Raw genomic sequence first — 26,985 nt, forward strand, 5'->3', positions numbered from 1 at the left:
TTAACAAAGTTTTTCTTCTTTTTTTGCTTTTTGCCAAAATTCTTCCATTTTTTCCCAATTTTCTTTGCAAAGTTTTAACCCCGCCTTTTTCATTTCCTTTTCTATAAACCTGAAACGGTGTTCGAACTTGCTGTTTGCGTGTAAAAGAGCGATTTCCGGGTCCGTTTTTATAAACCTTGCTGCATTCATTAAAATAAAAAGCACGTCTCCCAATTCGTCTTCTATGCGCTCTGGTATTTTAGAATTAACCGCTTCATAAAACTCTTCTATTTCTTCTTCAAGTTTATTTTTTATTCCTTCAAAGCTGTCCCAATCAAAACCGCATTTTGATACTTTTTTTGTAATCTTTAAGGAGCGGAGTATGGGAGGAAAATTTTTCGGAATACCGTCCAATAATGAAGATGACGGTTTATTTTTTGAATTCTCTACGGTTTCCTTTATATTTTCCCACTGTTTTAAAACGGAATCGGGCGTCGATACTTTTTTTTCGCTTTCAGGTCCTTCATAGCCCTCGGTTTCACCGAATACGTGAGGGTGCCTTCTAATCAATTTTTCGGTAACGTCCGCGATTACCTCCGCCGTAGAAAATTTGCCTTCCTGCTCGTACATGTACGAAATCATAAGCGTATTTAATAATACATCTCCCAATTCTTCGCGTATGTGGGAAAAAGAAGTTTCTCCGTTTTTACATACCGTTTCTTCGATTGCGTCGGCGGCCTCGTAGGCTTCTTCCAAAAGAGGTCTGCGCATGGAGCTTGGAGTTTGTGCAATATCCCAAGGACAGCCGCCTTTTCCCCGTAATCTTTTTATTACCCCGAACAGTATGTCAAAATTATTTAATAAATTATTTGTTGTCATCATTTTACACCCTTATTTCTAAAAAGCCTATAAAAAAGTAAAAGAATATTGTACCAAAAGTATCTGAATATGTTAAAAATTTTAAAAGGATTTTTTAAAACTTGAATAAGATAGTCGTAGCCTTTTTCAAAAGGAATTTCGGACGGGCGGTTTTTAAATTTGGAAAAAATATCTATTACCGAGGCGTCGCGGATAAAAATGCCCGATTTAAATTTTTCTCTGTTTCTGTAAATCCATTTTCTTCCGCCGGGGATTCCCGAGCTTATTATTACTATGGAAGGCTCCGCCTTTGTCATTGCGGAAATGATTTGCGGCTCAAGGGATTTATGGTAATGCCCTGCAAAGCGTCCTACAATTCTTATATTGGGAAAGGTGCTTTTTACGTTTTTTTCCGCGGCGAGAAGGCTTTCTTTTCTTCCTCCGAATAAGTAAAGGCTTTTATAGTGGGCATCTATTACATTTAAAAATTTAATAATTACGGAAAACTGCTGACGTCTTACGGGAATTTCTTTTTTTAAAAATTTCGCTCCCCGTATTAAACTTTTTGAAAGAGGAAGACATAAGGCCGCATTTTGTACCATATTTCCGAATTCGTTGTTGCGTCTTGCTTTTAAAACGTCCCAAAGCGTCATAAATATAACCTGTTGCGGACCCGGTTTTTCCAATAAACTCATTACGGTTTCTTCAATATCTTCTTCGTTCAGAACATCGAGCGGAACGTTTAAAAAGTTAATTCTTGTTAGAGCCATAATTTATCCTTAAAAATTAATTTAAAATTGTTTGAACTGCCGCGGTTGCATAAATAGCTGCCGTTTCCGCACGCAGGACATTTGTTTTAAAATGCACTTGCTTAAATCCGTTTTGAATCAAAAATTCGGTTTCTTTCGGGCTTATTCCTCCCTCGCAGCCTATAGCTAAAATCACGGCTTCAGGGCTTTCTTTTAAGCAAGTTTGAAGGGAGTTTTCCTCTTCATCTTTTTCCGTCATCAAAAGCTTTGTCGTTTTTTTTCCGTTTAAGTATTCAAAAACGGAAGCCAAGCTCTTATTAAGAGTGGCCGCCTGAAAAATTTCCGTTTCTACGGGAGAGCCTGATTGTTGTCTTGCTTCGCGTATAATACGTTTGCGTCTTTCCGTTTGGTTTTTGTTTTCTTCCCGTATTACGGAAAATTCCCCCAAAATCGGAAAGACGGCCTTAACTCCCGCTTCGGTACATTGGCGGATTGCCGTATCCATTCTTTGTCCCTTTATAAGCCATTGCATTAAAACAATGGCGGGGCGGGGCTCCACGGTTTTTACGGCGGAATGTATTTTTTTTAGTTTAAGTTTTATATACCTTTTTTCGGTATTTATATTAAAAACTTCCGCTTCCGAAGGGGTGTTTCCGTTTACCGAAACCTTTAGGTCTTGCCCTTCTTTTATTCTTCTTACGGCTACAAGATAACGATAATCTTTCCCTGAAAGTTTTATTATTCCTTCGGAGTCAGGAATTTCGGAAACAATAAATTGTTTCATTTTATTCCTTTTTTTTATCTTTACCGTTTGCCGCAGTTTTTTCTTCATCGGCTTTTTGCATTTCCAAAAGAGTTTTGGAATTTTCGCAAAGAGCTTTTACATTTTCCGTATTTAAAACCTTTACGGCGGCTTTAAGCTGAATATCATCTTCGATGTCTATTACAGGAGCTTTATGAGAGCGGTGATATTCGGTTTTTATAAACGGTAAAATTAAATTTGAAGGTATGTTATATTTTTTTTCAAGTTTTTTTGCAAATTCGAGCATTTCATCGCGTGAAAGTTCTTTTTTGCTTCTTGTAAAATCCGCTATTTCGGAGGTGCTTAAAAGATTAATAGCGCTTTTTTCCTGCTCCGGTGTAAATTGAGGGCGGCTTACTTCCAAGTCGGGCAGGATTCCCAGCTTGTCGATATTGGCACCGCTCGGCGAATAATAGCGTGCAACGGTAATTTTTACCGATTCGTTTTGAGTAAGCGGAATGATATTTTGTACAAGTCCCTTACCGTAGGACCTGGTACCTATAAGGTAAGCGCGTTTATGGTCTTTTAAAGCTCCGGAAACTATTTCGGAAGCGCTTGCGGAACCCTTGTTAATAAGAATTACCACGGGCATTTCCTTCGGAGCCTTTGTGCCGAAGCGTTTTACGCTGTAAGTGGAACTTGTTCCGGCTGCACGTCCCTTTGTGGAAACTACCGTACCGGATTCCAAAAAAATACTTGAAACTTCTATGGAACTTGTAATAAGGCCTCCGGGGTTATCCCGCAAATCCAAAATCAGTTTCGTGCAGTCTTCTTCTTTAAGCTTATCCAAAGCTTCGATTATACGCTTTGCGGAGTTGGGATTAAATTCGATTAAGCGTATATATGCTATATCTTTTCCTATTTTTGTGAATTTGACGGTCGGCACTTCTATAACGGCTCTTTTTATTTTAACTTCAAATTCCATAGATTTTCCGCGTAGGATTTTTAAGGTTACTTCCGTTCCTTCTTTTCCCCGAAGCATATTTAAAACGCCTTCTTGAGTAATTTCTTCGGTGGGAGTGCCGTCTATTTCGGTTATATAATCTCCCGATTGCAGACCCGCTTTCCAGCCGGGGGTATCTTCTATAGGGCTTGCAATTTCAACATAGGCCGGACGCTCGGGGGTTGAAACAACCGCCTTTGTAATATGAACACCTATCCCGCAAAAAGAGCCGCTTGTGGTATCTTCCAAATCGTGACCGATGGTTGTATCTTTATAAATATATGAGGTGTACGGGTCTTTTAAAGAATTAAGCATTCCTTCCATAGCGCCTTGATAAAGGAGCTCGGTATCTACTTCATCTACATAATTTGCTTTTATCAACTCGTAAACCGACTCCAAAAACTTCATATTTACATCGGAGGAATTCTCCGTTTCGCTGTTCGGAGCTGCCGGAGCCTTTTGCGGCATAAAGAATACCGCAATCAGTAAAAGAGTTGAAAAGATAATTGTGTTTATCCAAGTGATTTTTTTGTTCATTCTTATATTTTGAACTATATTAAGAATTTGTCAATAGCCCCGCAAAATCCGAAAAAGCGATGGAGGTATATAATTTTAAAAAAAATATTTGCGGTTTTTCCCGTATCAAAGGGTTAAGTTTTTTACCCATCTTTCTTTTTTTAATTGAATACCGGCCAACACGGTCTTTATTATGCTTGTCAGTTTTGCGATGCCGTATATAGTAGGCGAGTCCAAATCGGTAAATTTATACATTATGAACATAAGGGGCGTAAATAAAAGCATGTTTACCGTAGTGTCAACCCATGCACCCATAACGGCATCGCCTCCCGCACGGGCAACGGCATATTGAGAATTTTGATATGTCCATACCGGCATATAAAGAGCTACAAAAAGTAAGAGCTTTTTTGTTACGATTTGAGAAGAAGGAGTAAGTCTTCCGAATACTATCGGAATTAAAAAAATCGCCGCCGCTTCGCAAAGCCCCGTTGCAAATCCTGCGGCTGCGGCTCCCGTTTTCATCCATCGGGCTTGTACTCTCGCTTCTTCTAAAGAATTGCGGCCGAGAGTTCCGCCTATTATGACGCCTATAGATGTATTTACCGCAGGAAAAACCAAAAAGAATAATTCCGCAATTGTCCAGCCTGCGGACATTCCGGAAACTACTTCGGCGCCGCCCCTGCTGTTGTAAATTGCCGTGGCAACGGTTTCGCTTATTACCCACGACATATCCGCAATAAAAATAAGAGCCGACTTTTTTAATATTTCGCGGAACAAATCTATACGTACTTTTAATATATGTTTTATTTTTACATAAAAGAGAGGCTTTATTTTTTTTATATACAAAATAAAAATAACAAGTTCGCAAAGTCTTGCAATTACGGTTGCATAGGCGGCTCCCGCAACCTCAAGACGCGGAGCACCCAAATTCCCGTAAATTAAAAGATAATTTCCTATCGTATTTATAAGTGTGGAAAACATTGCAATGTACATAGGAATTTTTACATTTCCCGTTTCTCGCAGCGAAGAAGAAATGCTTGAAGAAAATGCCATAGGTATAAACGTAAAAATAATTACGCTCATATAGATTTTTCCTTCAGCCGTTATTTCCGCTTTAGCGGTATTTCCTCTTACCAAAAGTCCCAATAAAAGTTCAGGAATCATAGCGGAAACCGTTAGAAAAAGAGCTGCAAATATACCGCAGGTAATCAGTTTAAAACGGTAAGACTGCCGCATTCCGCTTGCGTCCTTTGTACCGTTATACTGCGACATAAAAATTCCGCCGGCGCTGCAAATTATGTTTAACCCGGTTATATAAACAAAGATTAACTGATTGGAAACATTTACACCGCTCATTTTTAAGTCGCCCAGACCCGCAACCATAAAATTGTCTATTAGAGAAACTAAGGATTGAATAAAAAGCTGGACCATTATTGGCAAAGCAAGAGCAAATGCCTTTTTGTAAAAATTAAGAGGACCGAAATATCCGTATTGTGTTTTTATCATATTTTAAGTGTAGTGTTTAAATAAACGATATCCTTACCGTTACGGTAAGCATTTATAATACCTTTTTGGGAATATTTGTCAAGGTCATAAGTAAATTTTTGATAATTTTTTCAAGACCTTTCTTTTTACAATATCTTATTTATTGCCTTACCTTATATCCGTTTTCTTTTTGTAAATATTTGCATAATATTATCTATGACATAATTTTATTAATAAAAGCGGTATAAGCTAAAATCAATAAAGTATTTCCCGTAAGAATTACGGCAAGTATACACTTTTTTTTTGCGGAAACATTGGGGAAATCATATTGAAAATAATAGGGTATAATTGAAAATGAAGGAAAGATGAAAATTATCATTACTATATATACCGAAAAAGAGGAATGTAAAAAACGTGTATTTATAAGCCATTTTCCCCATTTAAAAAATAAAAATCGGCTGACTGTAAAAAATATACAGGCACAGTGTAAAAAAATAAGATACACGAGATATTTTATTTCCTTTATTTTCATCTTTGTTTTTCTATACTAATTGTAATAATATTTACATAAATTCCGATTTATCGATATAAATATTTGTAACAGGTAAATTCAAATACGGATAAAAAGCGGTATATTACCGGAATTAACTTAAACGGTTGCCGGCAGTTACTTTAGTGTACTGCCGGCTAAAATATTTTAAGCCTTAATAATCGTACCGGATTTTCCGTTAATGGCGTCCTTTGCTTTTTCCAAAAGAGTGATTAAAGCATAGCCGTCTTTTTTCGATTCGGCAAACTGTATTGCGGCTTGTACCTTAGGCAGCATTGAACCGGGAGCAAAGTGTCCTTCTTCAATGTATTTTTTTGCATCGGCAATCGAAATTTCGGAAAGCCATTTTTGGTCGGGTTTGTTAAAGTTAACGGCAACTTTTTCTACGGCCGTTAAAATAATAAGGCAGTCCGCATTCAGCAATTGAGCCAGTTTCGCGCTTGCAAAGTCCTTATCGATTACTGCGGGAACTCCTCGCATATAGTTTCCTTCTTTAACTACAGGTATTCCGCCGCCGCCGCAGGTAATAACTATTTGTCCCGCATTGCTTAAGGCTTTTACGCTTTCAATTTCGGCAATATCTACCGGTTTCGGAGAAGCCACAACCCTTCTGTATCCGCGTCCCGCATCTTCTACAACATTTTCACCGCGTGCAATTAAAACATCGGCTTCTTCTTTTGTCATAAAGCTGCCTATGGGTTTTGTCGGTTTTGAAAAAGCGGGGTCTTTAGAATCTACAACAACTTGAGTAATCAAAGTTGCAACCGGTTTATCGATACCGCGGTTTAAAAGCTCTTCACGCAAAGCAGCTTCCAAATCATTGCCGATATATCCCTGACTCATTGCAACCGAAACCGCCAGTTCAGGCTCGGAAGTTTTTTTGTCGATTTTGTGATACTCGGACATTGCCAAATGAATCATACCTACTTGAGGTCCGTTACCGTGCGAAACGATAACGGAATGTCCTTCCTGAACCAAATCGGCAATGGCTTTTGCGGTAATTTTAACCGCTTTACGCTGTTCTTCCAAATTGTTTCCCAATGCGTTTCCGCCCAAAGCTATAACAATTTTTTTTGCCATAAAATCTCCTATTATGTTAGAAAATATTATTATACGAAAATACCGTGATTGTTTCAAGTAGAATTATATCGAGTAAATTATAAATCATTGACGGGCTTAAATGCGACATTATTATAGATGAATTAAAGCCGTGTAATATTATACCGATACTAATAGTAAAGAATTTAGGTTTCGGTCAGGAGGCTTGTTATTTATGATTTCCAATAATTCATCGCTTCAAGCTGTTTCTTATATGGCTATGCCCAAAATATCGGCGGGCGGAAGAGCTTATTTTCCCGTTTCCCCGAACCAACTTTTATATTCTCATTTTAAATATGTTTCGGGCTTTGCCGAAAAGCGTAATAACGGCGGCGTAAGCATAGATAAACTCAGAATTTTAAATTCCATAATAGATCAGTTGGTATCTATGAAAACGAACGAAGCCGAAAAAGCGGCTATTGCAAAATCGGGTGCCGAAAAGCTGGAAATTAAAATGAACGATGCACAGCTTGATTCTTTGTTAAATTACTATCATAATGAAATAAAAAATGCCGTTGCCCAAACTGAAAATATAGGATATGGAGGAAATCCTTTACCCGCCGCAGTTTTGGACTTGACAGCATAAAGCTTTTTTTGCATACTGCTATTATTATGAAAATTAATTTTAGTAAACTGTTTTTTGCCGCCGCTTTTTCTGCGGCTGCCGCATCTGACGGCCAATTGCTTGTGCATAAAACCGAATACTTTGATATTATTTATGCAAAAAAGTCGGAATCGGCCGCCGCTTTGATTGCGGAGTATGCGGATTCTTATGCGGAAGAGATTTCTTCCCGTCTTAATCGTGAAAAACCTCCCAAGCGTATGCCCGTATATATAATTTCCGATAAAGAAGATTTAAACGGATATTTTACCTCTTCCCCGTACAGTAGGATTGTTCTTTACGATACCTTGCCCGGCGAGGGACAGCTGTCCAATTTTAATGACGTTATTCTTAAAGTCTTTTATCACGAGCTTACACATGCAATTTCTCTTAAATACCTCTTTCCTCTTTTACCTCTTTCGTTTAAAGAAGGCGTTGCGGTGCTTTTTGAAAGTTCGGACGGAACGCAGGGCAGATTGCACGACCCGTTAATTTATCACCACTTAATGCAGGGAAGGATTGACGGTGTAAGCCCTTCATGGCAGCAGGCCGCTGACAGAAGAGATATATATCCCGGAGCTTTTTGGGGTTACTTGTACGGGGCGGTCTTTGCGGATTATCTTCAGAAAATTTACGGAATGGAAACTTATGCAAAGTACTGGCACAGCTCTTTTAATCTTTTTCCTATGGATAAGACAAAAAAGATATTTAATAAAAAACTGACGGTTCTTTGGGATAATTTTATAGATTCCATTTATTTTCCTCAGGAAGTGCAAGTACCTATGCCGTCGATTAAAGGAAAAAATAAGTCCGGCTTTAATGTTACAGCGGCAAATAAAAACGGATTTGCCTGTTTTGACTTTGCTCAAAAGGAAGTTCTTTTTTATAATGCTGAAGATGTTTCGGGAAAACTTAAAAAACTTTTTAACGCCAATTCCTCTCTTTCAAATTTAAGTTTTTCTCAAGACGGGAACTATCTTTTAGTAACGGACCTTATCCGAACCGTAAAGGGAGAAAAACACAGAGCCGTAATTTTCGATATGAAAGCGGGAAAGTTTTTGGATAAAAAATATTTTTCTATTCGTGATGCGGCTTTTTGCGGAAACAATAAAATATGCGGAGTGGAAGTTGGAGGACAATTTTCGCAGCTGATTGTATTGGATTATTCTACCGGCAATAAAGATATTCTTTTTTCCGCAGGCCCCGGTAAATCTTATTCCGTAATTTGTAATCCGGTTTTTGCAGGAGAAAATAAAATCGCTTTTATAGCAGGAAACGGTCTTAAGCGCGATATTTTAATATTGGATACGGTTTCAGGAGAAATTAAAAAACTTGAATTTGAACAGCCTCTTCATGCAATCCGTTATTTGCAGACAAATAACTCTTCGGAAGAGCCCGTACTTACTTTTTCGTGGGCTGAGAAAAATATGCTTTACCGTTCGGCTTTTTATAATGTAAAAACGAACACTCTTAAAGTTTTGCAAAAAGATATTTCAGGAGGAACTTTTTTCCCCGTTGTGCTTTCAAAACCCGGCTTTGAAGAGATTTTTTATGTAGGTATGCATGCAAAATATAATTCTCTTTATAAAATAAAGGAAAAGGAATTTAAAGAAAGGGCTTCCGCTTTAAAGCCTTTTACTGCGGAAAATGCCGCTCCTTTGAGCAAGGCTCCCGATGTCGGAATATTGAAGCAAAAAAAATATAATTATTTTTCATGGCTTTGGAAGGTTTCTCCGAGTCCCGTAATAAAAATGCCTCCTAATTTTAAAAAACTCGGACAGTCGGGGCTCGGCATAAAGTTATCGGGTCTTGATGCTTCCGAACTTTTGAGTTTTTCATTTTCTTCCGTTTTTTATTTTAAACCGTTTTTTTATCAACCGGAATTTGAGTTTAAGGTAAATTCCAAACCTGCAAATTTTAAAGTTAATGTTTATGATATAAACAACGGGTTTAGATACAGAAGAACGGGAATTACTTTAGGAACGGAAGCGGTTATTCCTACCGAATCCGTTTACGGTAATTTTCTTTTAAATGCCGGAGCTTCTTTTGAAACTTTTGCATTTTATCCCGAAGATTTCGGAACTGAAAAAACGCTTTATAAATATAAATTGGGGCAGCCTGTCATATCCGAAGAATTTGCCGCAGGTTATTCATATAAAAAGATAAAACAAAGACTTGCAACGGATTTTTTTGCACAGGATATTTCCGCCGCCGAAGTTATTTTAGGTGTAAAACACGGTATTCATCTTAATTCAAAAACCAATGCTGTTGTCGTTCAAGCTCTTGCAAATTTTAACACGCCAGTTGTACCGCTAAATTTAAAGTTAAGTTCTTATGCGGGATTTAATGCATATTTAAATCCTAAACAAAACCGATATGCGTTTTTCGGAAACAGCGCTTTTGTAGGAATGAATTGTTTCCTGCCCGGAATGCCCGAATATGAAAAAGCCTCCAAAAAAGAGGGAAATAAAAACGGTAAAATTGCTTACGGTTTCGGCTTTGACGGAGAACTTACTCTTTTCAGTTATGAAATACAAACGGGAAGTTTTTGGCTTCCTATATTTTATAACCGTCTTAATTTAAGTGCCGGATACAGAAATGTCGTTAATTTTTTAAGCGCTTCTTCGAAGACAAAACCGGATTTTTATCAGTCTTTGTACGGAAGACTTACGCTTAGAATAAGCGGAGCGGCTACTATAGGAATTGAGTATGCCCATCCTATTGAAAAGGGTGTTAAATTCGGCAGATTCGATGCGGTATTTAATGTAAGGTTTTAAAATTTAAGGCAGGGTAGAGCCCTGCCTTTTTTATTTTGTCGATGAAATATTGTTTATTTTCCGCGCCATTTATCCAATTGTTCTTGAATTAAGGCTTTGCCCTCTTCAAGAATCTTAAGCTGTTCTTCTTTTGTTTTGGGGGCCTCATAGATTTTTAAAAGTTTTATTTTATATTCACCGTCTTTCAGATTTTGCGCAATACGCCTAATTGACGAGATTTTCCAGCCGCCGTCTAAGGCAAAAACAGCCACAGGCATGGGAGAGGCATTTAATAAACGCCTGAACCCGGCAGCGTGAAAAGTTCCCAAATTTCCGTCTTTGGAGCGGGAGCCTTCCGGGAATATGACTGGGATTAAGTTATTCTTTCTTACATGCTCTGCAAATTTATCTACGGCTTTCATCGCCTGCGTAGGGCTCCCCGTGCGTTGAACCAAACAATGTTTTCCGCTTTTTAACATTGCCGAAACCAAAGGAACATGATTTCCCAATTCTTTTTTTGCGACAAATCTAAGGCGCGGCCCGTTATAATAGCGCATATGAACTACGATATCTAAAAGACTTTGATGATTTGAAATTGCAAGATATTGTTCCGGAAGCTGCCCTGTTAAACCGTAGTCTCCTTTAAACCTAAAATTGACAAATTGTTTTAATACCGCAAATACTAATCTCGGAGCGGGTTTTACGATAACCTCGCTGTTTACCCAATCGCATGCCTTCCTATAAACGGAATAACAAAAGCCTATTACAACGGCCCTCCATGCGAGCATAACAAAACAGCACAAAATAGCAAGAATTGCCTTCATAAATTCTCCTAATAATTTTCTAAAATAAACAATGGCAGCAGACCTGCTTACCTTAAATCCTATAAAACCTTTTATTTATAATGAATAGGAATTATCCGTTATTATACAAAAAATCTTCTATTTTGTTCAATATGTCTTTTGTGGGAGCAAAGCATTGAATTGTTTTGGGGATACTTTTAATAAAAATTTCACCGTAACGTTTTACTAAAATCCGCTTGTCCAAAACGGTAACAATGCCTCTGTCGGTATTGGAACGCATTAAGCGCCCGAACCCCTGCCTGAATTGTACAACCGCTTCGGGCACGCTTAGCTGCATAAAGGAATTTCCGCCTGATTTTTCTATTAAGGCGGAACGTGCATGAAAAATAGGCTCCGTCGGAACGGAGAAGGGGAGTTTTACTAAAATGACATGCGAAAGAGATTCTCCCGGAACATCAACGCCCGCCCAAAAAGAAGTTGTTGCAAAAAGGCAGCTTGAAATATCTTCTTTAAATTTATTTAAAAGTCTCATTCTGTCATCTTCACCCTGTTGCAAAATACAAATATTGTCCGTAATGTTCATGCGGACATATTCGCAAGTTTTTTTTAAGGATTCGTAAGATGTAAACAGGACAAGGGTTTTTCCTTGCGTTATTTCCAAAAGAGATAAAACCTTTTTGTTTATGTTTTCCTGAAATTCCGCTTCATCGGGCATGGGCATATCTGCCGGAATATTAAAGACTACGTTGCTTTCATAAGGAAAGGGTGATTGAAAATAATCCGTAAAGACTTTTTTGTCGTGAAAGTCTTTTAAACCGTTTCTGCCGAGCCAAAAATCGAAGCTGTCGCCTATTTTTAATGTTGCCGAAACGCAAATAACCGAAGACATAGGCATAAATACCGAGCGTCTCATAATGGGTGCAAGAACAAGAGGGGTTTGAATAAAGCGTATTGCTTCGCCTTGACTAAGCTTTATTTTTTCAAACCAAAAGACCTCATTGGGAAAATTTTGGCGGTTTAAAAAGTGTTCCATTAAAGCCGCCATGCTTTTTAAACGGCGTAAAATAACGAAGGCATCGCGGCAGGCGGTGTCCAAGTCTTCGTCTTTTTTTTCTTCATCAATATTGCTTATAATTGCTTCAAGTTTGATATTTAAGGTGCATATATTTTTATAAAAAACTTCTATCGAATTTAAAAGTTCGGCAACTTCATCGGAAGTAATTTGCATTAAGCTTTTTGCAATTGATGATTGTAAAATATTTGCAGCTTTTTCTTCAAGCAGGTTAAAGGATACGGCCGTTTGTTCAAGTAAATTAATTATTTCGGTAAATAACTTCGCTTCATTTGAAACTGCTGCGATTGTGTTTAATAAGCCTGTCTGTTTTCCGCGCCGTGAGCGATATAAAATATTTATTTGTTTATGTAAATTAAAGCGCGACAAGTCTTCCGAAAAAAAACTTCCTGCGGCTTCTTCTATTGTATGAGCTTCATCTATAATAAGGTTTTCGAAAGCGGGGAGTACGGCGGTGCCGGTGTAGCCGAATCCGTCCGCCCTCACCGCAAGGTCTGCAAAAAGAATATGATGATTGGCAATTAAAATTGAAGAGCTTTCCGCTTCGCGTTTCATTTTCATTACAAAGCAGCCTGTAAAATAAGGGCATTTATTTGCAAGACAATTATCCGATTCGGAACACACTAAAGACCAAACCGAATCGCCGGGTAAAAATTCCAGTTCGGAACGGCTTCCTTCTTTTGCTTCCATTGCCCATTCTTTTATCTTTTCAAGTTCTTCCGTTCCCGAAGAAAATAAGTCGTTTTCCTGTAGACTTTGAGATAAACGCCGTAAACAAAGGAAGTTATGTCTTCCCTTGACTAAAATTGATTTTAAGTTTGTAAAATTTTCACCTAAAATTTTTTTTGCTGTAGGGACGTCCTTTTCTATCAATTGCTGTTGTAAATTTATTGTACCTGTAGAAATTACTACACGCTGTTTGTTTTGCTTTGCCCAAATCATTGCAGGTAAAAGATAGGCTAAACTTTTTCCTACACCGGTACCGGCTTCAAAAACTCCTACGGCATTTTCATTAAAACAATTGGAAATTGCCTTTGTTAATTTTAATTGAGGAATACGCGGTTCGTAATTTTTAAAAAAGGAAGCGAAAGTTCCGTTTTCGTCAAGGAAGCCTGCCGTTTTATCAGGGTCTAACGGAAGTAATTCGGTATCGGTAAAAGTTTCTTCAATAAAATCATTCATAATAATTACGCTTATCGTTCCGGAAGTTTTGCCGTATAAATTCTTAAACCTTATAGTTTATTGTCTTCCCGTTTTACAATTAAAATGAATTTTTAGAAAACGGAGAGCCTATCCAAACGCCTTCGCCTCCCAAATATTCTTTTTGCCTGCCTTCAATTAAAAATCTGACGTTTTCTACAGTTGAAAATTCACAGGCGGTAAACACGATTTGAGCCAGCTGTGCATAATAAGCTTCTATTCCGTATCTGTTAAACTGAAATTCTTCGCTTAAATTTATAAAAGCGGTTCCGTTTTTTACATAAGCGGAAAGAAGTTTTGTTTCAGGAGGAATAAAGGAGCGAAGACCGTTTTTCGCTTCTTCGTTTGACGTGCCCTTTAATAAAACTTTTAATGTTTCCGTCATAGGAGAATCGGTTTTCGGGATTTGCCGTATAACCTGTTTGCGTACTATTTTTCCGTCAGCCTCTACTTGAACGAAAAAAACGGAACGGCTTTCGGTTTGACGGCTTTTATCTTCGGTTTTAGGTTTAAAATTTTGCTCTTTGACGGGGCTTTCCTGTTTTGAGGTGCTTACAGGCTTTGTTTTCACATTTTTTTCTTGTGTTTTGGTTATATTTTCCGTTTTTTTTGCAGTTTCGGTTTTTAAAATATTCCCTTGAGGATTTTTTTCAGTCTTTTTAACTTTAGACTTATCGGTTGTGTCTGCATCTGTAGAAGTATTTGAAGTTTCCGCTGTTTCAGGCTCATCTTTGTAGGCGCTGCCGTCTCCCTGTGTTTCAGCGGTTATTTTTTCTATTTCATTTTGAATTTCCATTAAGTCGGCTTCCGTATTTAACTCTTCTTTTTCGGTTTTTTGAAAAATTTTTTTAGCGTTTGTTTTTTCCAATACGGAACGTATATTGTTTTTGTTAATAAAAAACAATAAAGCGACAAGTAAAATAAATGCAACCCAAAAGAACCAGCCTAAAGAAGCCCTTTTATTATTTTTATCGGACATAGCCTTATAATAATATATTTAAGAAAAAAATACTATAGCATTTTTTAAAAAATTAAGATAAAAATTTAAAACGGCTTTAAGATATCGATACTTATTTTTGCGGTATGTAAAGAGGAGGTACTTACAGGCGGTAACTACGATTAAATTTAAATAATTTTTTCGCTAAAGCGGAAAAAATGATAAACCGTAAAGATTGGTCTTGACAGCGGCGGAAAGATATGAGAGAATTGGAGAAAGAAGGCGAGGGAATAAGTTACGGCTATACCTTGTTTGGAAAGGGAAGGAGCGGAGGGAACTGCACCGGGAATAGATAAGTTACCGTTCAGATTTACGGGGAAAGAGCTTGACGAGGAAACGGGATTATACTATTATGGAGCTAGGTATCTTGATCCGAAATATTCGAGGTGGCTGAGTGGAGACCCTGCACTAGGTGAGTACATACCCAAAGCACCGATAGATGATGAAGCTAAAAAGCATAACGAAAACCTGCCGGGAATAGGTGGGGTGTTTAATACCGTCAATCTACATGTTTATCACTATGCGGGAAATAATCCGATTAAGTATGTGGATCCGGATGGAAGAAGCGATAGTAATATTTGGACTGTCAAATACAGCCGGAGCAAGTACAGGGGCATCAAATAATACCGGTATATTTATATCAATTCCTTTAAACGGGAAAGATATTTCTATATTTTTTAAAAAATAAAGATATTGATGGATTATTAAATTATCTTAAAGAGAAAAACTTATTATCGCTGGAGGTGTAAAAATGGAAGCAGTAAAAATTATAGAAGGTCTTGTAATTATGATGTTTATATTTCCGTCATTAGCCGTAATAGTAACTATATTTCTTATGGTTTTTACACATATCTCTTTTCATCGTACCGGACTTGCTTCTTCATTTTATGAAGCGGCTACAAAAGAGAAGGTATTTTTTGCAAAAAATGCGGTCTACAATGACGGGCTTATATCGTCTTCGTGGGCGAGGGGTAGGTTTATTATAAGATGGTGTTTAAATGAAGAATATGCAAAGGAAGATTCAATAGAAACACAAGAAATAAAACGAAAATTTTTTATTTTAAATATGATGCAGCTGCTTTGTTTTCCATTATCCTTATTATGGATTTTGTTATGCTTAGTTACAATAGTTTTAACTTTTTTTCTTGTTTAAAGCGTTATATAAACATTGTGAAATTTATAGTTACAGTTTAAAAAATATATATGAAGTATAATAAACAATGAAAACTAGGTGATCGTGTTGATTTTGTAATTGCCGGTAGTATTAATCTTATTCCGTAGTAAAGGATGTGAAAAATGAAAGATGAAATAGTAAAAATAATCAATGAATTTACACTAGGAAAACAAGAATATTTTCTTACAATACAATATTTAGATAATATTTGTATGATAGAATCATATATAAAAAAAATTTCACTAACGCTGAGTGATGATGATTATTGGACTGAACCATATTTATATGGTGATTATCGGATTATTGAAGATAACGGAACTTTAGCTTGGAATGTCCAATTTAATTCAGCAGTTATAGGAGAGAGAAATTTAAGCGATCTTTTGAAAGTAATGAATGATATTTTTTTAGGAAAAAAAATTATGAAACCGGAAAATATTCTAAGACCTATGCATCCTGATGGAAATTATGGAAGAAAATTATAATTTTTTATATAATTTGAAATAATAAAATAATGTTATATAAAAACTATGAAAGCAAAACTTAGCATTTATTTAAGCAGCCTAACTATCTCACATTTCGGACAGCGATTGAAAGGGAGCAAAAGCAATTTATAAAAATTGCTTTTGCTGTACATCTTTCCGCAGTAATTTCTGCGGAAAGATACCGAAGCGATAGCGAAGCCCTGAAAAGCGCGGTGCTCAATTTTGTTTTCTTCATAATATTGAAAAACAAAATTGAGCAGTCCGAAGCTCAAAGCTGCTTACGCCCCTTTGAGCTTCGAGTTTTGCCATTCGGCAAAACATCGGGGATTAAAGTTTTAAATTTTATGAATGCCCCCTTATCGGAGGTTTTTCCGCTTCTGGAAGGAAGCGGAAAAACAATGGCTTTTGAAAATAGACATGTTGGATGCAAGGAGCGAGAAAAAATTAACCGCAGGCGTACTTTATGTACGTTGAGGATTAATTTTTTTGAAGCGACGCCGCAGACGGCGTGTATATTTTCAAAAGATGACGAACACGCACAAAGGGTGTACATACGTTACGGAAACGGAGTGGAAACAAGATACAAGTACGATGAAAAGCGGCGTTGGCTTGATACAATAGAAACTGAAAACAAACAAAGTCAAGACGTTTTTCAAAAAATAAAGTACTCATTTGACCCTGTAGGAAACGTCCTCGGTTACACGAATGATGCAAGCACTTATGAGACAACTCAAGCGTACAAATACGATAACCTATATCAACTTATAAGTGTAGAAGGAGAGAGTAAACAATACAAGGGGAAAAAATACTTCGGAATGAGTCCTGTAAACATAGCAAAGTACAAACAGGAGTTTAACTTCGACATCATAGGAAATATGATGAATAAAATGAGCACGACTAATTTATCGGGAAGTAGGGGAAATGCATATAAGAAAGCCGACCTAGATTACAACCTAGATTATGAATATGACAGTAAATATGCGCACAGGTTAATAAGAGCGGGGAACAGGTATTATCGTTATGACGGTAACGGAAACATAACGGCGGAAAAAGACGGACCCTTTAGTGAAGAGGAAGAGTTTATATTTACCTATAACTATGATAAAGAAAGCGGAGTATACTCAACCGATTACGGCTTCGGTCTTGACGCCCCTAAAGAAACGGAACAGACGAACCCGCAAGATCTTTTTTCTTACAGGCGGAACTATATGTGGAATGAGCGTAACCTGTTAACCAAATCGAGCGATAAAAACTACACGGTACACTACCGCTACGGTGAAGACAGGCAGAGAGCGTTAAAGTATACTGAAGAAGGAAGAAGTGAAACGCTATACTTTAACAATTTCTTTACGATACATATTCCGATATATGATAAAGATAACCCGCAAGGGTTAAGGGTGCATAAACATATCTTTGTCGGTAACAGCCGCCTTGTAACAGCGATGACCCACACGGATAACAGTGGAGACAATGAAGAGCAAAAGGAAAAGAGATACTACTATCACAGCGACCACTTAGGAAGTGCACAATTCGTAACGGACTGGAAAGGCAGACAGTATGAGCATATAGAGTATACACCTTACGGAGAGCTATGGATAGAAGAAGTTGCTGCGGGAATTGATAAACTGCCGTTTAGGTTTACCGGCAAGGAGATGGATGAAGAAACGGGCCTGTACTATTACGGTGCGAGATACCTTGACCCGAAGTATTCGAGGTGGTTGAGTGGGGATCCGGCGCTGGGAGAGTATATACCGCAAGCTCCCATTGACGATGAAGCGAAGAAACACAACGAGAATTTACCCGGTATGGGTGGTGTGTTTAATGTTGTAAACTTGCATGTGTACCATTATGCAGGGAATAATCCGGTTAAGTATACCGATCCGGATGGAAGGGATATAATTTTATTGAATAGGTCATATGGTGCTTATAAAGAAGGTCATAATGCTGTGTTAATTGGAAATGATAAAACTGGCGGATGGTTGTATTTTTCTAAAGATGGTAAAAATTTAACTGGATCAATTAACAAGGCAGAATATTTTCCTACACTTGAAAGTTTTATTGAGCATAATAAAAAATTAGATACAGATGAACAATATGATAGGGCTTATCAAGTAAAAACAAGTGCAATGAATGACTCAAGAATGATAGCAGAAGGTCTTGACATTTACGATAAAAAATACTCACTTGATGAAAAAAGAAATGAAATAACCTTAGAAGTAATATCTCAAAACTGTGCAGATTTATGTGCAGACATTGGTAAGAAAGGAGGTGTTAATATATCAAAACCTAAACATTCTCGTTTCCCTGTTGGGACTTTTACAAAACCTAATTTCCAATATGAAGATTTTAAAAAAAATAATAAAGGAGAGGAAATTCAAATAAAATGATAAAAATTTCAATAACGAATTTTATATACAGTAAAATAGCTTTTATGCTTATTCTAATGATTTTTTATATTATCACCTCGGTTAAGGATAATAAATATTTTTTGCAAGTTGTATTTGTTCCAATAATAGTTGTTTTATTTATATTTTTAAATATACAAAAAATTGGATTGTACTTTTTTTTAACTTTATTAATAGTATTTTTTATATCGCATTTTTTAGGCTGTTTAATTGGTTTTTTTATTGAGATAGGATATTTTTTTATTGTTGAAATGTTAAGTGTTATTTTTTATTCTATTTTTCTATTCAATGGTATAATTATATTTATAATATCATATGCTGTTACTGTATTTATTTATAAGATAATACGGTGGGTAATTTAGATTTAATTTATGAAAGTAGTAGTTAGATGTTTATTAAAAGAACCCAACTATCTTTTTCGGACAGCGATTGCAAGGGAGCAAAAGCAATTTACAAAAATTGCTTTTGCTGTACATCTTTCCGCAGTAATTCCTGCGGAAAGATACCGAAGCGATAGCGGAGCCCTGAAAAGCGCGGTGCTCAATTTTATTTTCTTCATGATAATAATAAACAAAATGCAGCAGTCCGCCGCTCAAAGCTGCTTAGGCAAAAAGCTATCACTATCTGAAATCCTCACTGACAGGGCTTTTGAAAATAGGCGGAGCAGATACAAGGAGTTAGGCAAAAAAGTACCGCAGGCGTATCGGGTATACGTCGAGGACACTTTTTTGCCGTACGACGCAGTAATTGCCCGCATATTTTCAAAAGAGGAGACAGGACTGTATTACTACGGAGCTAGATACCTTGACCCGAAATATTCGAGGTGGCTGTCAGGTGATCCGGCTTTAAATGACTACATACCAAAAGCACCTATTGACGATGATGCTAAGAAACATAATGAGAATTTGCCGGGCATGGGAGGAGTATACAACACGATAAACTTACATGTATATCATTATGCGGGCAATAATCCGATTAAGTATACCGATCCTGATGGGAGGGATATACATATAACAATTACCAATAAAAAAGTCGGTACAGGATATTTAAGAACAACGGATGACAATGGAAAAAACATCATAGTAAAAGTTCCAACTTACAGAATGACAGTTTATGATGATGCAACAGGAAAAACATTAAATTATGAAGTTACTAGACATTCAGTATTAGACGCAAATGATAGTAATATTTCTGAACCAAAAGATTTTGCTACGTATGAACCTAAAGGAAAAAGCTCATTTTTCAAAGGTTTTATTTCGAGAAAGAATTATGGATTTGCTATTGAATTAAGAAACTATAAAAATCCAAGTTTAAGAGGTGATTTATTTCGATCTGATACTGGAGAAGCAAATGATAAAACAATAGAAATTCATGTTGGTGGAAATTACGTAGGTTTAGATGGTGTAGAATATAATGTAACGTCTTGGGGATGCTTTTCCTTACAAGGAGAATATGTAAATGGTGATGGATATGAAAAATTCATTAATGATATTTGCAATAAATTAGATTATAAACAAAACAAGCATATTATTATCGAGGTACAGAAAATTGAATAAATGTTTATTATTTTTTTTATTAATTATTGTACTATGTTGTCCTATTTTTGCAGATATAAATATCTCGAATTTCGAAAAATATTTTCGTACCGTCAACAACGATGAAAAACGGAGGATTTCTAGTACAAAAGTTTGTCTCCAAAAAACTAATTACGCATATCCTAAACCGATTTATTACAAAGGAACTCAAATACCGAATGTTTTTATTGATGAATCCATTGTAAAAGATCCTGAAATACGCTATAAGATTTCGTGCTATCTTATGAACAAATTGGATTTAGGAATTCACTTTGAATTTGCTGATTATGAATTCTTTGTTATTGAAAATAAAAAAATCATTGGTGAATGTGTTTATTATTTATGTCATAGAGAATATGGACGAATTCATAAACAACTTAATGATGGCTGTGACAGATTATTAAAGGATACACTGATTCAGGATGAATTGGACTTAATAAAAGAAAGATTAAAGTCTGAACATAGTTTGTTTTTGTACTGTGAACCGATTGGTTCTTAATAGACTTGTTGCAAATGGTAGTTTATACCATTGCGCAGGGTATAATTCGGTGAACTATACTGATCTGGATGGGAAAGATATAACTTGTACAGATTTGATAGCATGTTTTGCTGACAGCAAAACGTGCTTCTGAGTAGAACTACTGATATCCGAGTGGCGGTATTGAAAGGAAAATATTTTTTAAGGTGAAAACAAAACTTTGCATTTATTCGCAGCCTAACTATCTCACTTCTCGGACAGCGATTGGAAGGGAGCAAAAGCAATTTATCAAAATTGCTTTTGCTGTACATCTTTCCGCAGTAATTTCTGCGGAAAGATACCGAAGCGACAGCGAAGCCCTGAAAAGCGCGGTGCTCAATTTTGTTTTCTTTATAATGATAAAAAACAAAATTGAGCAGTCCGCCGCTCAAAGCTGCCTAGGCACCTTTGAGCTTCGAGTTTTGCCATTCGGCAAAACATCGGGGATTAAAGTTTTAAATTTACTAAACAAGCCTACTGACAGGACTTTTGAAAATAGACATGTTGGATGCAAGGAGCTAGGAAAAATTAACCGCAGGCGTACTTTATGTACGTTGAGGATTAATTTTTTTGAAGCGACGCCGCAGACGGCGTGTATATTTTCAAAAGAGAATTATCGCTATGACGCCAATGGAAACATAACGGCGGAAAAAGACGGACCCTTTAGTGAAGAGGAAGAGTTTATATTTACCTATAACTATGATAAAGAAAGCGGAGTATACTCAACCGATTACGGCTTCGGTCTTGACGCCCCTAAAGAAACGGAACAGACGAACCCGCAAGATCTCTTTGCTTATAGAAGAAACTACACATGGAATGAGCGTAACCTGTTAACCAAATCGAGCGATAAAAACTACACGGTACACTACCGCTACGGTGAAGACGGGCAGAGAGCGTTAAAGTATACTGAAGAAGGAAGAAGTGAAACGCTATACTTTAACAATTTCTTTACGATACATATTCCGATATACGATAAAGATAACCCGCAAGGGTTAAGGGTGCATAAACACATCTTTGTAGGAAACTCAAGATTAGTAACTGCAATGACGCATACGGATAACCACGGAGACAATGATGAGCAACGCGAGAAGAGGTATTACTACCATTCAGACCATTTAGGAAGTGCACAATTCGTAACGGACTGGAGAGGGAAGCAATACGAACATATAGAATACACACCTTACGGTGAGTTATGGGTAGAAGAGACTGCACCGGGGATAGATAAGTTACCGTTCAGGTTTACAGGGAAAGAGCTTGACGAAGAAACGGGTTTGTATTATTATGGAGCCAGATATCTTGACCCGAAGTATAGTAGGTGGTTAAGCGGTGATCCGGCGTTAAATGATTATATACCCAAAGCACCGATAGATGATGAAGCTAAAAAGCATAACGAGAACCTGCCGGGTATGGGTGGGGTATTTAATACCGTCAATCTTCACGTTTATCATTATGCGGGAAATAATCCGGTCAAGTATACCGATCCGGATGGGAGAAACATGGAGGATGACTTAGCTAAGTCGTTAGGGAATACTTCAAAAAAACAAGGTGTTGATTTAAATTTATTTACAGCTAATCCAAAACAAGATTTATATGATGCACATGAACCAGAATTTGGTAATATGAGACAAGCAGCTTCAAGGGCATATAAGTATGCTGCTTTCTTTTATGTAGCAGCTCATGGTAATAGAGTCAATGCTTCATCTTGTGGTGAAGATGGTTCTTTAAACTATGAAGATAGAGCTTTTTTAGATCCTAAAGATCTTGCTGAAATGATAAAGTCTAATCCAAATTATAATGGTCAGCCTGTTGTATTATGGATTTGTAATAGCGGGCAAGACCCTCAAAATATTGATAATTCTCAAGATTGTTTTGCAAAAAAAGTTGCTGATGCTTTAGGAGAAGGGGCTATTGTTATTGCATCGACAGGATTTGTCAATTTTAAATCCGGTATTTTCATACAATCAAATACATCTGGTAATAGAAAAACCCGTATTCCATATACTTCTGTTGATAGTGGAGAACAATATAAATTTATTGGAGGAAAATAAGAATGAAAAAAATATATTTCTTTTTTTGTTTATTAAATACGTGTTTACTTTTTTCTCAAAATACTGATGATGTTTTCAGATATTTAAAAGAAAAACTGGGAAATATTGATGATGATATTCTCAGATATTTAGCAGAAGAGGTAGGAAATATTGATGATGATGATATCATATATGTAGAAGAGATAGAGCGTAATTCCAGTTGTTTTGTTATAAAAGACGATGCGGAACTCTTTGAAAAAGAAATGCTTGCATTACAAGGAGACCCTCGTGCAGTAGATGAGTTAATTGATCATTATGCCTATATTCAGGATATCGATAATGAATTAAGAATATCAAAACTGAACTATTGGCTTGAAATTTTAATTGAAAATGATATAACACCTCGTTCGCAATATAATTACTATACTATTAAGGAATGCTATAATTTTGATAATCAAAAACGAAGACTATTTTGGTTGTATACAAGTGCGGCAAGGGGTTTTGAACTGGCACTTTCGAATGTAGAGCGTAGTAGAAAAAAACAGATAGTGTTTACTATGGCAAATAATAGTGATTATCCGATAGAAGAATTAAAAGAAAAACAGGTGTTCTTTTATGAAGACGGAGCATTGAGAGGTTCTGGAACAGCAGCCTATTCGCTTGGAAAATATTATGAACGGATAAATAAAAAAAATGCGGCTTCATATTGGTGTAGAATAGGTGCTCAAAATGGAAATAATGATTGTATGTTGAAATATGCAAAAATACTAAGCAACAGTGAAGTCGAATTTGATAAACTTCGCAGCAGTTTTTGGATAAGAAAGGCTATTCAAAACGGAAATACAGAAGCAAAAAAACTACTAAAAGAAATAGCAGAAAATGAAAACTAGCTATTTATTTAAACAATCCAACTATCTCATTCGGACAGCGATTGCAGGGGAGCAAAAGCAATTTATAAAAATTGCTTTTGCTGTACATCTTTCCGCAGTAATTTCTGCGGAAAGATACCGAAGCGATAGCGGAGCCCTGAAAAGAGCGGTGCTGACACTTGTGTACTTTTACATAATTATGATAGTGCACAAGTGTCAGCAGTCCGCCAAAAGAAAGTTATTATTAAATAAAAACAGCTTATTAGAGGTTTTTCCGCTTACGATAGGAAGCGGAAAAACGATGCCTTTTGGAAATAGGTGGAGCAGATACAAGGAGTTAGACAAAAAAGTACCGCAGACGTATCGGGTATACGTCGAGGAAACTTTTTTGTCGTGCGACGCAGGAGATGCCCGCATATTTTCAAAAGAAGTAATCTACGATGGCTTAGGACGCATAAGCTACACAGCAAAAGAAGGAGAAGTGTACATTGACGGAACGAATGATCAAACCCAAACAGGCTGGAACATCTCAAGTACAATACACTACGACAAGGCAGGACGCAAGAGTGAAGAAGGAATGCCATTCTTTTACAGAGGAAACTTAGAACAAGAACTGGTAAATAAAAATTCTTATGAAGCCCTTGAAGCGTTTTATGAGCTTAACGATTTTACAACGATAAGAAACGGAACAAAATATGAGTATGATGACATAGACCGAAACATATTAACGGTTTTACCAGACGGGCACACACAAAAAAACGAATACTCGATAGACACTTCGCTTCAAATAACAAAGTCAATAGACCCCTTAGGGAACATAAGCATAAGTAAAAAAGATGCAAGAGGAAACATAAGGGAAGTACGGAGGCTGGATAAAAACGGAAGTTTATTGACCAAAGCTAAATACGAATACTCCGTATTAGGAGAAATGCTTAGAGCGTATGATGCAAAAGAAAACATAGTATCTGTAGGATATGACTTACTTGGAAGAAGGATAAGTTTGGAAAGCCTTGATGCGGGAAGAAAAGAATGGATATATGATGATAAGGGAAGATTAAAGGCGGAAACGGATTCCGTATTAAGGAGTAAAGCATCTGAGATAAGATACGAATACGACGGATTTGACAGAATAACAAAAATAGATTACCCCTTCAGTGAAGACACCGAATATAAATACGGAGAGCCCGGAGAAAAAGGTGCAGGTCAAGTAACTTATAAAAAAGATGAATCGGGAGAAACGCATTATAGTTACGGGGAACTTAATGAAGTAATAAAAGAAAGCCGAACAATAAACCGCTATGAAGCCGGGAGCGGGAAACAGTCTGCAAGTTTTGAATATGAAGCGGATTACTTAGGACGAATGCAAAAGATGAAATACCCCGACGGAGAAACCGTAAGTTACACATACGATGCAGGCGGACAATTAAGAGGAGTGAGCGGAGAAAAAACTTCGTCAAAAGGAAAAGCCGAATACTCTTATGTAGATAAAATCCTTTATGACGAACACGCACAAAGGGTGTACATACGTTACGGAAACGGAGTGGAAACAAGATACAAGTACGATGAAAAGCGGCGTTGGCTTGATACAATAGAAACTGAAAACAAACAAAGTCAAGACGTTTTTCAAAAAATAAAGTACTCATTTGACCCTGTAGGAAACGTCCTCGGTTACACGAATGATGCAAGCACTTATGAGACAACTCAAGCGTACAAATACGATAACCTATATCAACTTATAAGTGTAGAAGGAGAGAGTAAACAATACAAGGGGAAAAAATACTTCGGAATGAGTCCTGTAAACATAGCAAAGTACAAACAGGAGTTTAACTTCGACATCATAGGAAATATGATGAATAAAATGAGCACGACTAATTTATCGGGAAGTAGGGGAAATGCATATAAGAAAGCCGACCTAGATTACAACCTAGATTATGAATATGACAGTAAATATGCGCACAGGTTAATAAGAGCGGGGAACAGGTATTATCGTTATGACGGTAACGGAAACATAACGGCGGAAAAAGACGGACCCTTTAGTGAAGAGGAAGAGTTTATATTTACCTATAACTATGATAAAGAAAGCGGAGTATACTCAACCGATTACGGCTTCGGTCTTGACGCCCCTAAAGAAACGGAACAGACGAACCCGCAAGATCTTTTTTCTTACAGGCGGAACTATATGTGGACTTACAAGTCAAAAACAGCGAAGCTGTTTTTGACGACGTATAATAATTTCCTTACTCAGCAAGCCCGTAAGGGCTTGAATGAAAAAAATTTACTCACCAAATCGAGCGATAAAAACTACACGGTACACTACCGCTACGGTGAAGACGGGCAGAGAGGGTTAAAGTATACTGAAGAAGGAAGAAGCGAAACGCTATACTTTAACAATTTCTTTACGATACATATTCCGATATACGACAAAGATAACCCGCAAGGGTTAAGGGTGCATAAACACATCTTTGTAGGAAACTCAAGATTAGTAACTGCAATGACACATACGGATAACCATGGAGACAATGATGAGCAAAAGGAAAAGAGATACTACTACCACAGTGACCACTTAGGAAGCGCACAGTTTGTAACGGACTGGAGAGGGAAGCAATATGAACACATTGAATATACACCGTATGGAGAACTCTGGGTAGAAGAGACTGCACCTGGAATAGATAAATTGCCCTTTAGGTTTACAGGTAAGGAACTTGACGAAGAGACGGGATTATACTATTATGGAGCTAGATACCTTGACCCGAAGTATAGTAGGTGGTTGTCGGGAGACCCTGCGTTAAATGATTATATACCAAAAGCACCCATTAATGACGAAGCAAAGAAGCATAATGAAAACCTGCCGGGTATGGGTGGGGTATTTAACATTGTAAACTTGCATGTGTACCACTATGCAGGGAATAATCCGATTAAGTATATTGACCCGGATGGAAGGACGACCAAAGTAACAGTTACAAATATTAAAGTGAGTGAACTATCTAAGGAATTCAGAAATGCACATGGATTGCTTGGTAAGGGTGAAATACGAATTGTCGGCTCCAATGGATTGAGAATGGTCGTTGATACATATTTAATGACAGTTACTGATGATAAGACAAATAAAAAATCGTATTATGAAGTGACACGTCATGCTCCGACTGTTTCTGATAATAAAAAATTGGCTTTTAATCCTGATGAATCTGTTGGAAAATATTACGGTATGTTACGTGATGGTGGAAAAGGCGTTGGTGAAGTTTTGGAACTTTGGAATAATAAATCGGGACGAGACAGAAATATACGTGCCGATATTACAGGTGATGGTAAGGCTGATTATATACAGATTCATGTCGGAGGTGTTTATACAAATTTAGCTGATGGTTTGGAATATATTGGTGGTTCTTTAGGATGTCTCGGCTTGAATGGTAAAGACAAAGGCAATTCAGGACGGGATAAATTTATGAAAGATATTCATAATCGATTAAACAACAGTGGAGGTAGAATTGAAATATATATTCAAAAATTGGAAAAATAGACCAATAAAGT

19 protein-coding genes and 2 pseudogenes are annotated in these 26,985 nt (G+C 36.9%); 11 read left to right on the top strand and 10 right to left on the bottom strand.

Features of this window, described 5'->3' with window-relative positions; translation table 11 throughout:
* From mazG to arcC, 7 genes are all read right to left on the bottom strand, one after another.
* Positions 1-858: a nucleoside triphosphate pyrophosphohydrolase gene (gene mazG / locus DYQ05_RS07850; protein WP_206184120.1), complete on the bottom strand. Its 858-nt coding sequence runs from the start codon at positions 856-858 to the stop codon at positions 1-3.
* Entirely contained in the window at positions 858-1,607 is a 750-nt protein-coding gene (locus DYQ05_RS07855) for a WecB/TagA/CpsF family glycosyltransferase (protein ID WP_206183215.1), read from the bottom strand. Before DYQ05_RS07855 ends, mazG begins: the two co-directional genes overlap by 1 nt.
* A 16-nt stretch (positions 1,608-1,623) precedes the next feature.
* Complete coding sequence (locus DYQ05_RS07860; protein ID WP_206183216.1) at positions 1,624-2,370, bottom strand: RsmE family RNA methyltransferase; 747 nt, start codon at positions 2,368-2,370, stop codon at positions 1,624-1,626.
* A gap of 1 nt (position 2,371) precedes the next feature.
* Entirely contained in the window at positions 2,372-3,868 is a 1,497-nt protein-coding gene (locus DYQ05_RS07865; protein WP_206183217.1) for a S41 family peptidase, read from the bottom strand.
* Positions 3,869-3,973: 105 nt separating this feature from the next.
* Complete coding sequence (locus DYQ05_RS07870; protein ID WP_206183218.1) at positions 3,974-5,353, bottom strand: MATE family efflux transporter; 1,380 nt, start codon at positions 5,351-5,353, stop codon at positions 3,974-3,976.
* Between the two features lie 193 nt (positions 5,354-5,546).
* The gene (locus DYQ05_RS07875) at positions 5,547-5,864 is read right to left on the bottom strand and encodes a hypothetical protein (protein WP_024469490.1); all 318 of its coding nucleotides are present in this window, start codon (positions 5,862-5,864) and stop codon (positions 5,547-5,549) included.
* Between the two features lie 165 nt (positions 5,865-6,029).
* Positions 6,030-6,962: a carbamate kinase gene (gene arcC, locus DYQ05_RS07880; protein ID WP_020965467.1), complete on the bottom strand. Its 933-nt coding sequence runs from the start codon at positions 6,960-6,962 to the stop codon at positions 6,030-6,032.
* Between the two features lie 193 nt (positions 6,963-7,155).
* Here arcC and DYQ05_RS07885 point away from each other — a divergent pair, with 193 nt between their 5' ends.
* Both DYQ05_RS07885 and DYQ05_RS07890 read left to right on the top strand, forming a co-directional pair.
* A complete protein-coding gene (locus DYQ05_RS07885) occupies positions 7,156-7,566 on the top strand; it encodes a hypothetical protein (protein ID WP_020965468.1) in 411 nt (136 codons plus the stop codon).
* A 26-nt stretch (positions 7,567-7,592) separates the two neighbouring features.
* Positions 7,593-10,358: a hypothetical protein gene (locus DYQ05_RS07890; protein WP_206183219.1), complete on the top strand. Its 2,766-nt coding sequence runs from the start codon at positions 7,593-7,595 to the stop codon at positions 10,356-10,358.
* A 53-nt stretch (positions 10,359-10,411) separates the two neighbouring features.
* On the opposite strand, the gene DYQ05_RS07895 is transcribed toward DYQ05_RS07890, so the two are convergent.
* The 3 genes from DYQ05_RS07895 to DYQ05_RS07905 all read right to left on the bottom strand — a co-directional run bounded on the left by DYQ05_RS07895 (position 10,412) and on the right by DYQ05_RS07905 (position 14,391).
* Complete coding sequence (locus DYQ05_RS07895) at positions 10,412-11,161, bottom strand: lysophospholipid acyltransferase family protein (protein WP_020965470.1); 750 nt, start codon at positions 11,159-11,161, stop codon at positions 10,412-10,414.
* 91 nt (positions 11,162-11,252) lie between these two features.
* Entirely contained in the window at positions 11,253-13,394 is a 2,142-nt protein-coding gene (locus DYQ05_RS07900) for an ATP-dependent DNA helicase (protein WP_206183220.1), read from the bottom strand.
* A gap of 79 nt (positions 13,395-13,473) precedes the next feature.
* On the bottom strand, positions 13,474-14,391 hold the full coding sequence (locus tag DYQ05_RS07905) for a GerMN domain-containing protein (protein WP_194077456.1): 918 nt from the start codon (positions 14,389-14,391) through the stop codon (positions 13,474-13,476).
* Positions 14,392-14,679: 288 nt separating this feature from the next.
* On the opposite strand from DYQ05_RS07905, the pseudogene DYQ05_RS07910 reads away from it, so the two are divergent.
* The 9 genes and pseudogenes from DYQ05_RS07910 to DYQ05_RS13920 form a co-directional block, all read left to right on the top strand.
* Positions 14,680-14,976 (top strand): annotated as a pseudogene (locus tag DYQ05_RS07910) (RHS repeat-associated core domain-containing protein); the annotation flags it as partial.
* 184 nt (positions 14,977-15,160) lie between these two features.
* Positions 15,161-15,562, top strand: a complete 402-nt coding sequence (locus DYQ05_RS07915) for a hypothetical protein (protein WP_020965474.1) — start codon at positions 15,161-15,163, stop codon at positions 15,560-15,562.
* A gap of 143 nt (positions 15,563-15,705) precedes the next feature.
* On the top strand, positions 15,706-16,065 hold the full coding sequence (locus DYQ05_RS07920; protein WP_024465828.1) for a hypothetical protein: 360 nt from the start codon (positions 15,706-15,708) through the stop codon (positions 16,063-16,065).
* Between the two features lie 239 nt (positions 16,066-16,304).
* Positions 16,305-18,452 carry an RHS repeat domain-containing protein gene (locus DYQ05_RS14360; RefSeq protein WP_290121743.1) on the top strand — a complete coding sequence of 716 codons (2,148 nt, stop codon included), beginning with the start codon at positions 16,305-16,307 and terminating at the stop codon, positions 18,450-18,452.
* 785 nt (positions 18,453-19,237) lie between these two features.
* Positions 19,238-19,477 (top strand): annotated as a pseudogene (locus tag DYQ05_RS14650) (RHS repeat-associated core domain-containing protein); the annotation flags it as partial.
* 541 nt (positions 19,478-20,018) lie between these two features.
* Positions 20,019-20,543: a hypothetical protein gene (locus tag DYQ05_RS07935; RefSeq protein ID WP_020965477.1), complete on the top strand. Its 525-nt coding sequence runs from the start codon at positions 20,019-20,021 to the stop codon at positions 20,541-20,543.
* A gap of 185 nt (positions 20,544-20,728) precedes the next feature.
* Entirely contained in the window at positions 20,729-22,609 is a 1,881-nt protein-coding gene (locus tag DYQ05_RS07940; protein WP_252723305.1) for an RHS repeat domain-containing protein, read from the top strand.
* Between the two features lie 2 nt (positions 22,610-22,611).
* Positions 22,612-23,478, top strand: coding sequence for an SEL1-like repeat protein (locus tag DYQ05_RS07950; RefSeq protein ID WP_206183221.1), 867 nt, complete (start codon positions 22,612-22,614; stop codon positions 23,476-23,478).
* Positions 23,468-26,974 (top strand): RHS repeat-associated core domain-containing protein, encoded by a 3,507-nt coding sequence (locus DYQ05_RS13920; RefSeq protein WP_252723306.1) that lies wholly within the window; start codon positions 23,468-23,470, stop codon positions 26,972-26,974. Before DYQ05_RS07950 ends, DYQ05_RS13920 begins: the two co-directional genes overlap by 11 nt.
* Positions 26,975-26,985 lie beyond the last annotated feature (11 nt).

The sequence above is a fragment of the Treponema pedis genome, assembly GCF_017161325.1.
Taxonomy (GTDB): Bacteria; Spirochaetota; Spirochaetia; order Treponematales; family Treponemataceae; genus Treponema_B; species Treponema_B pedis.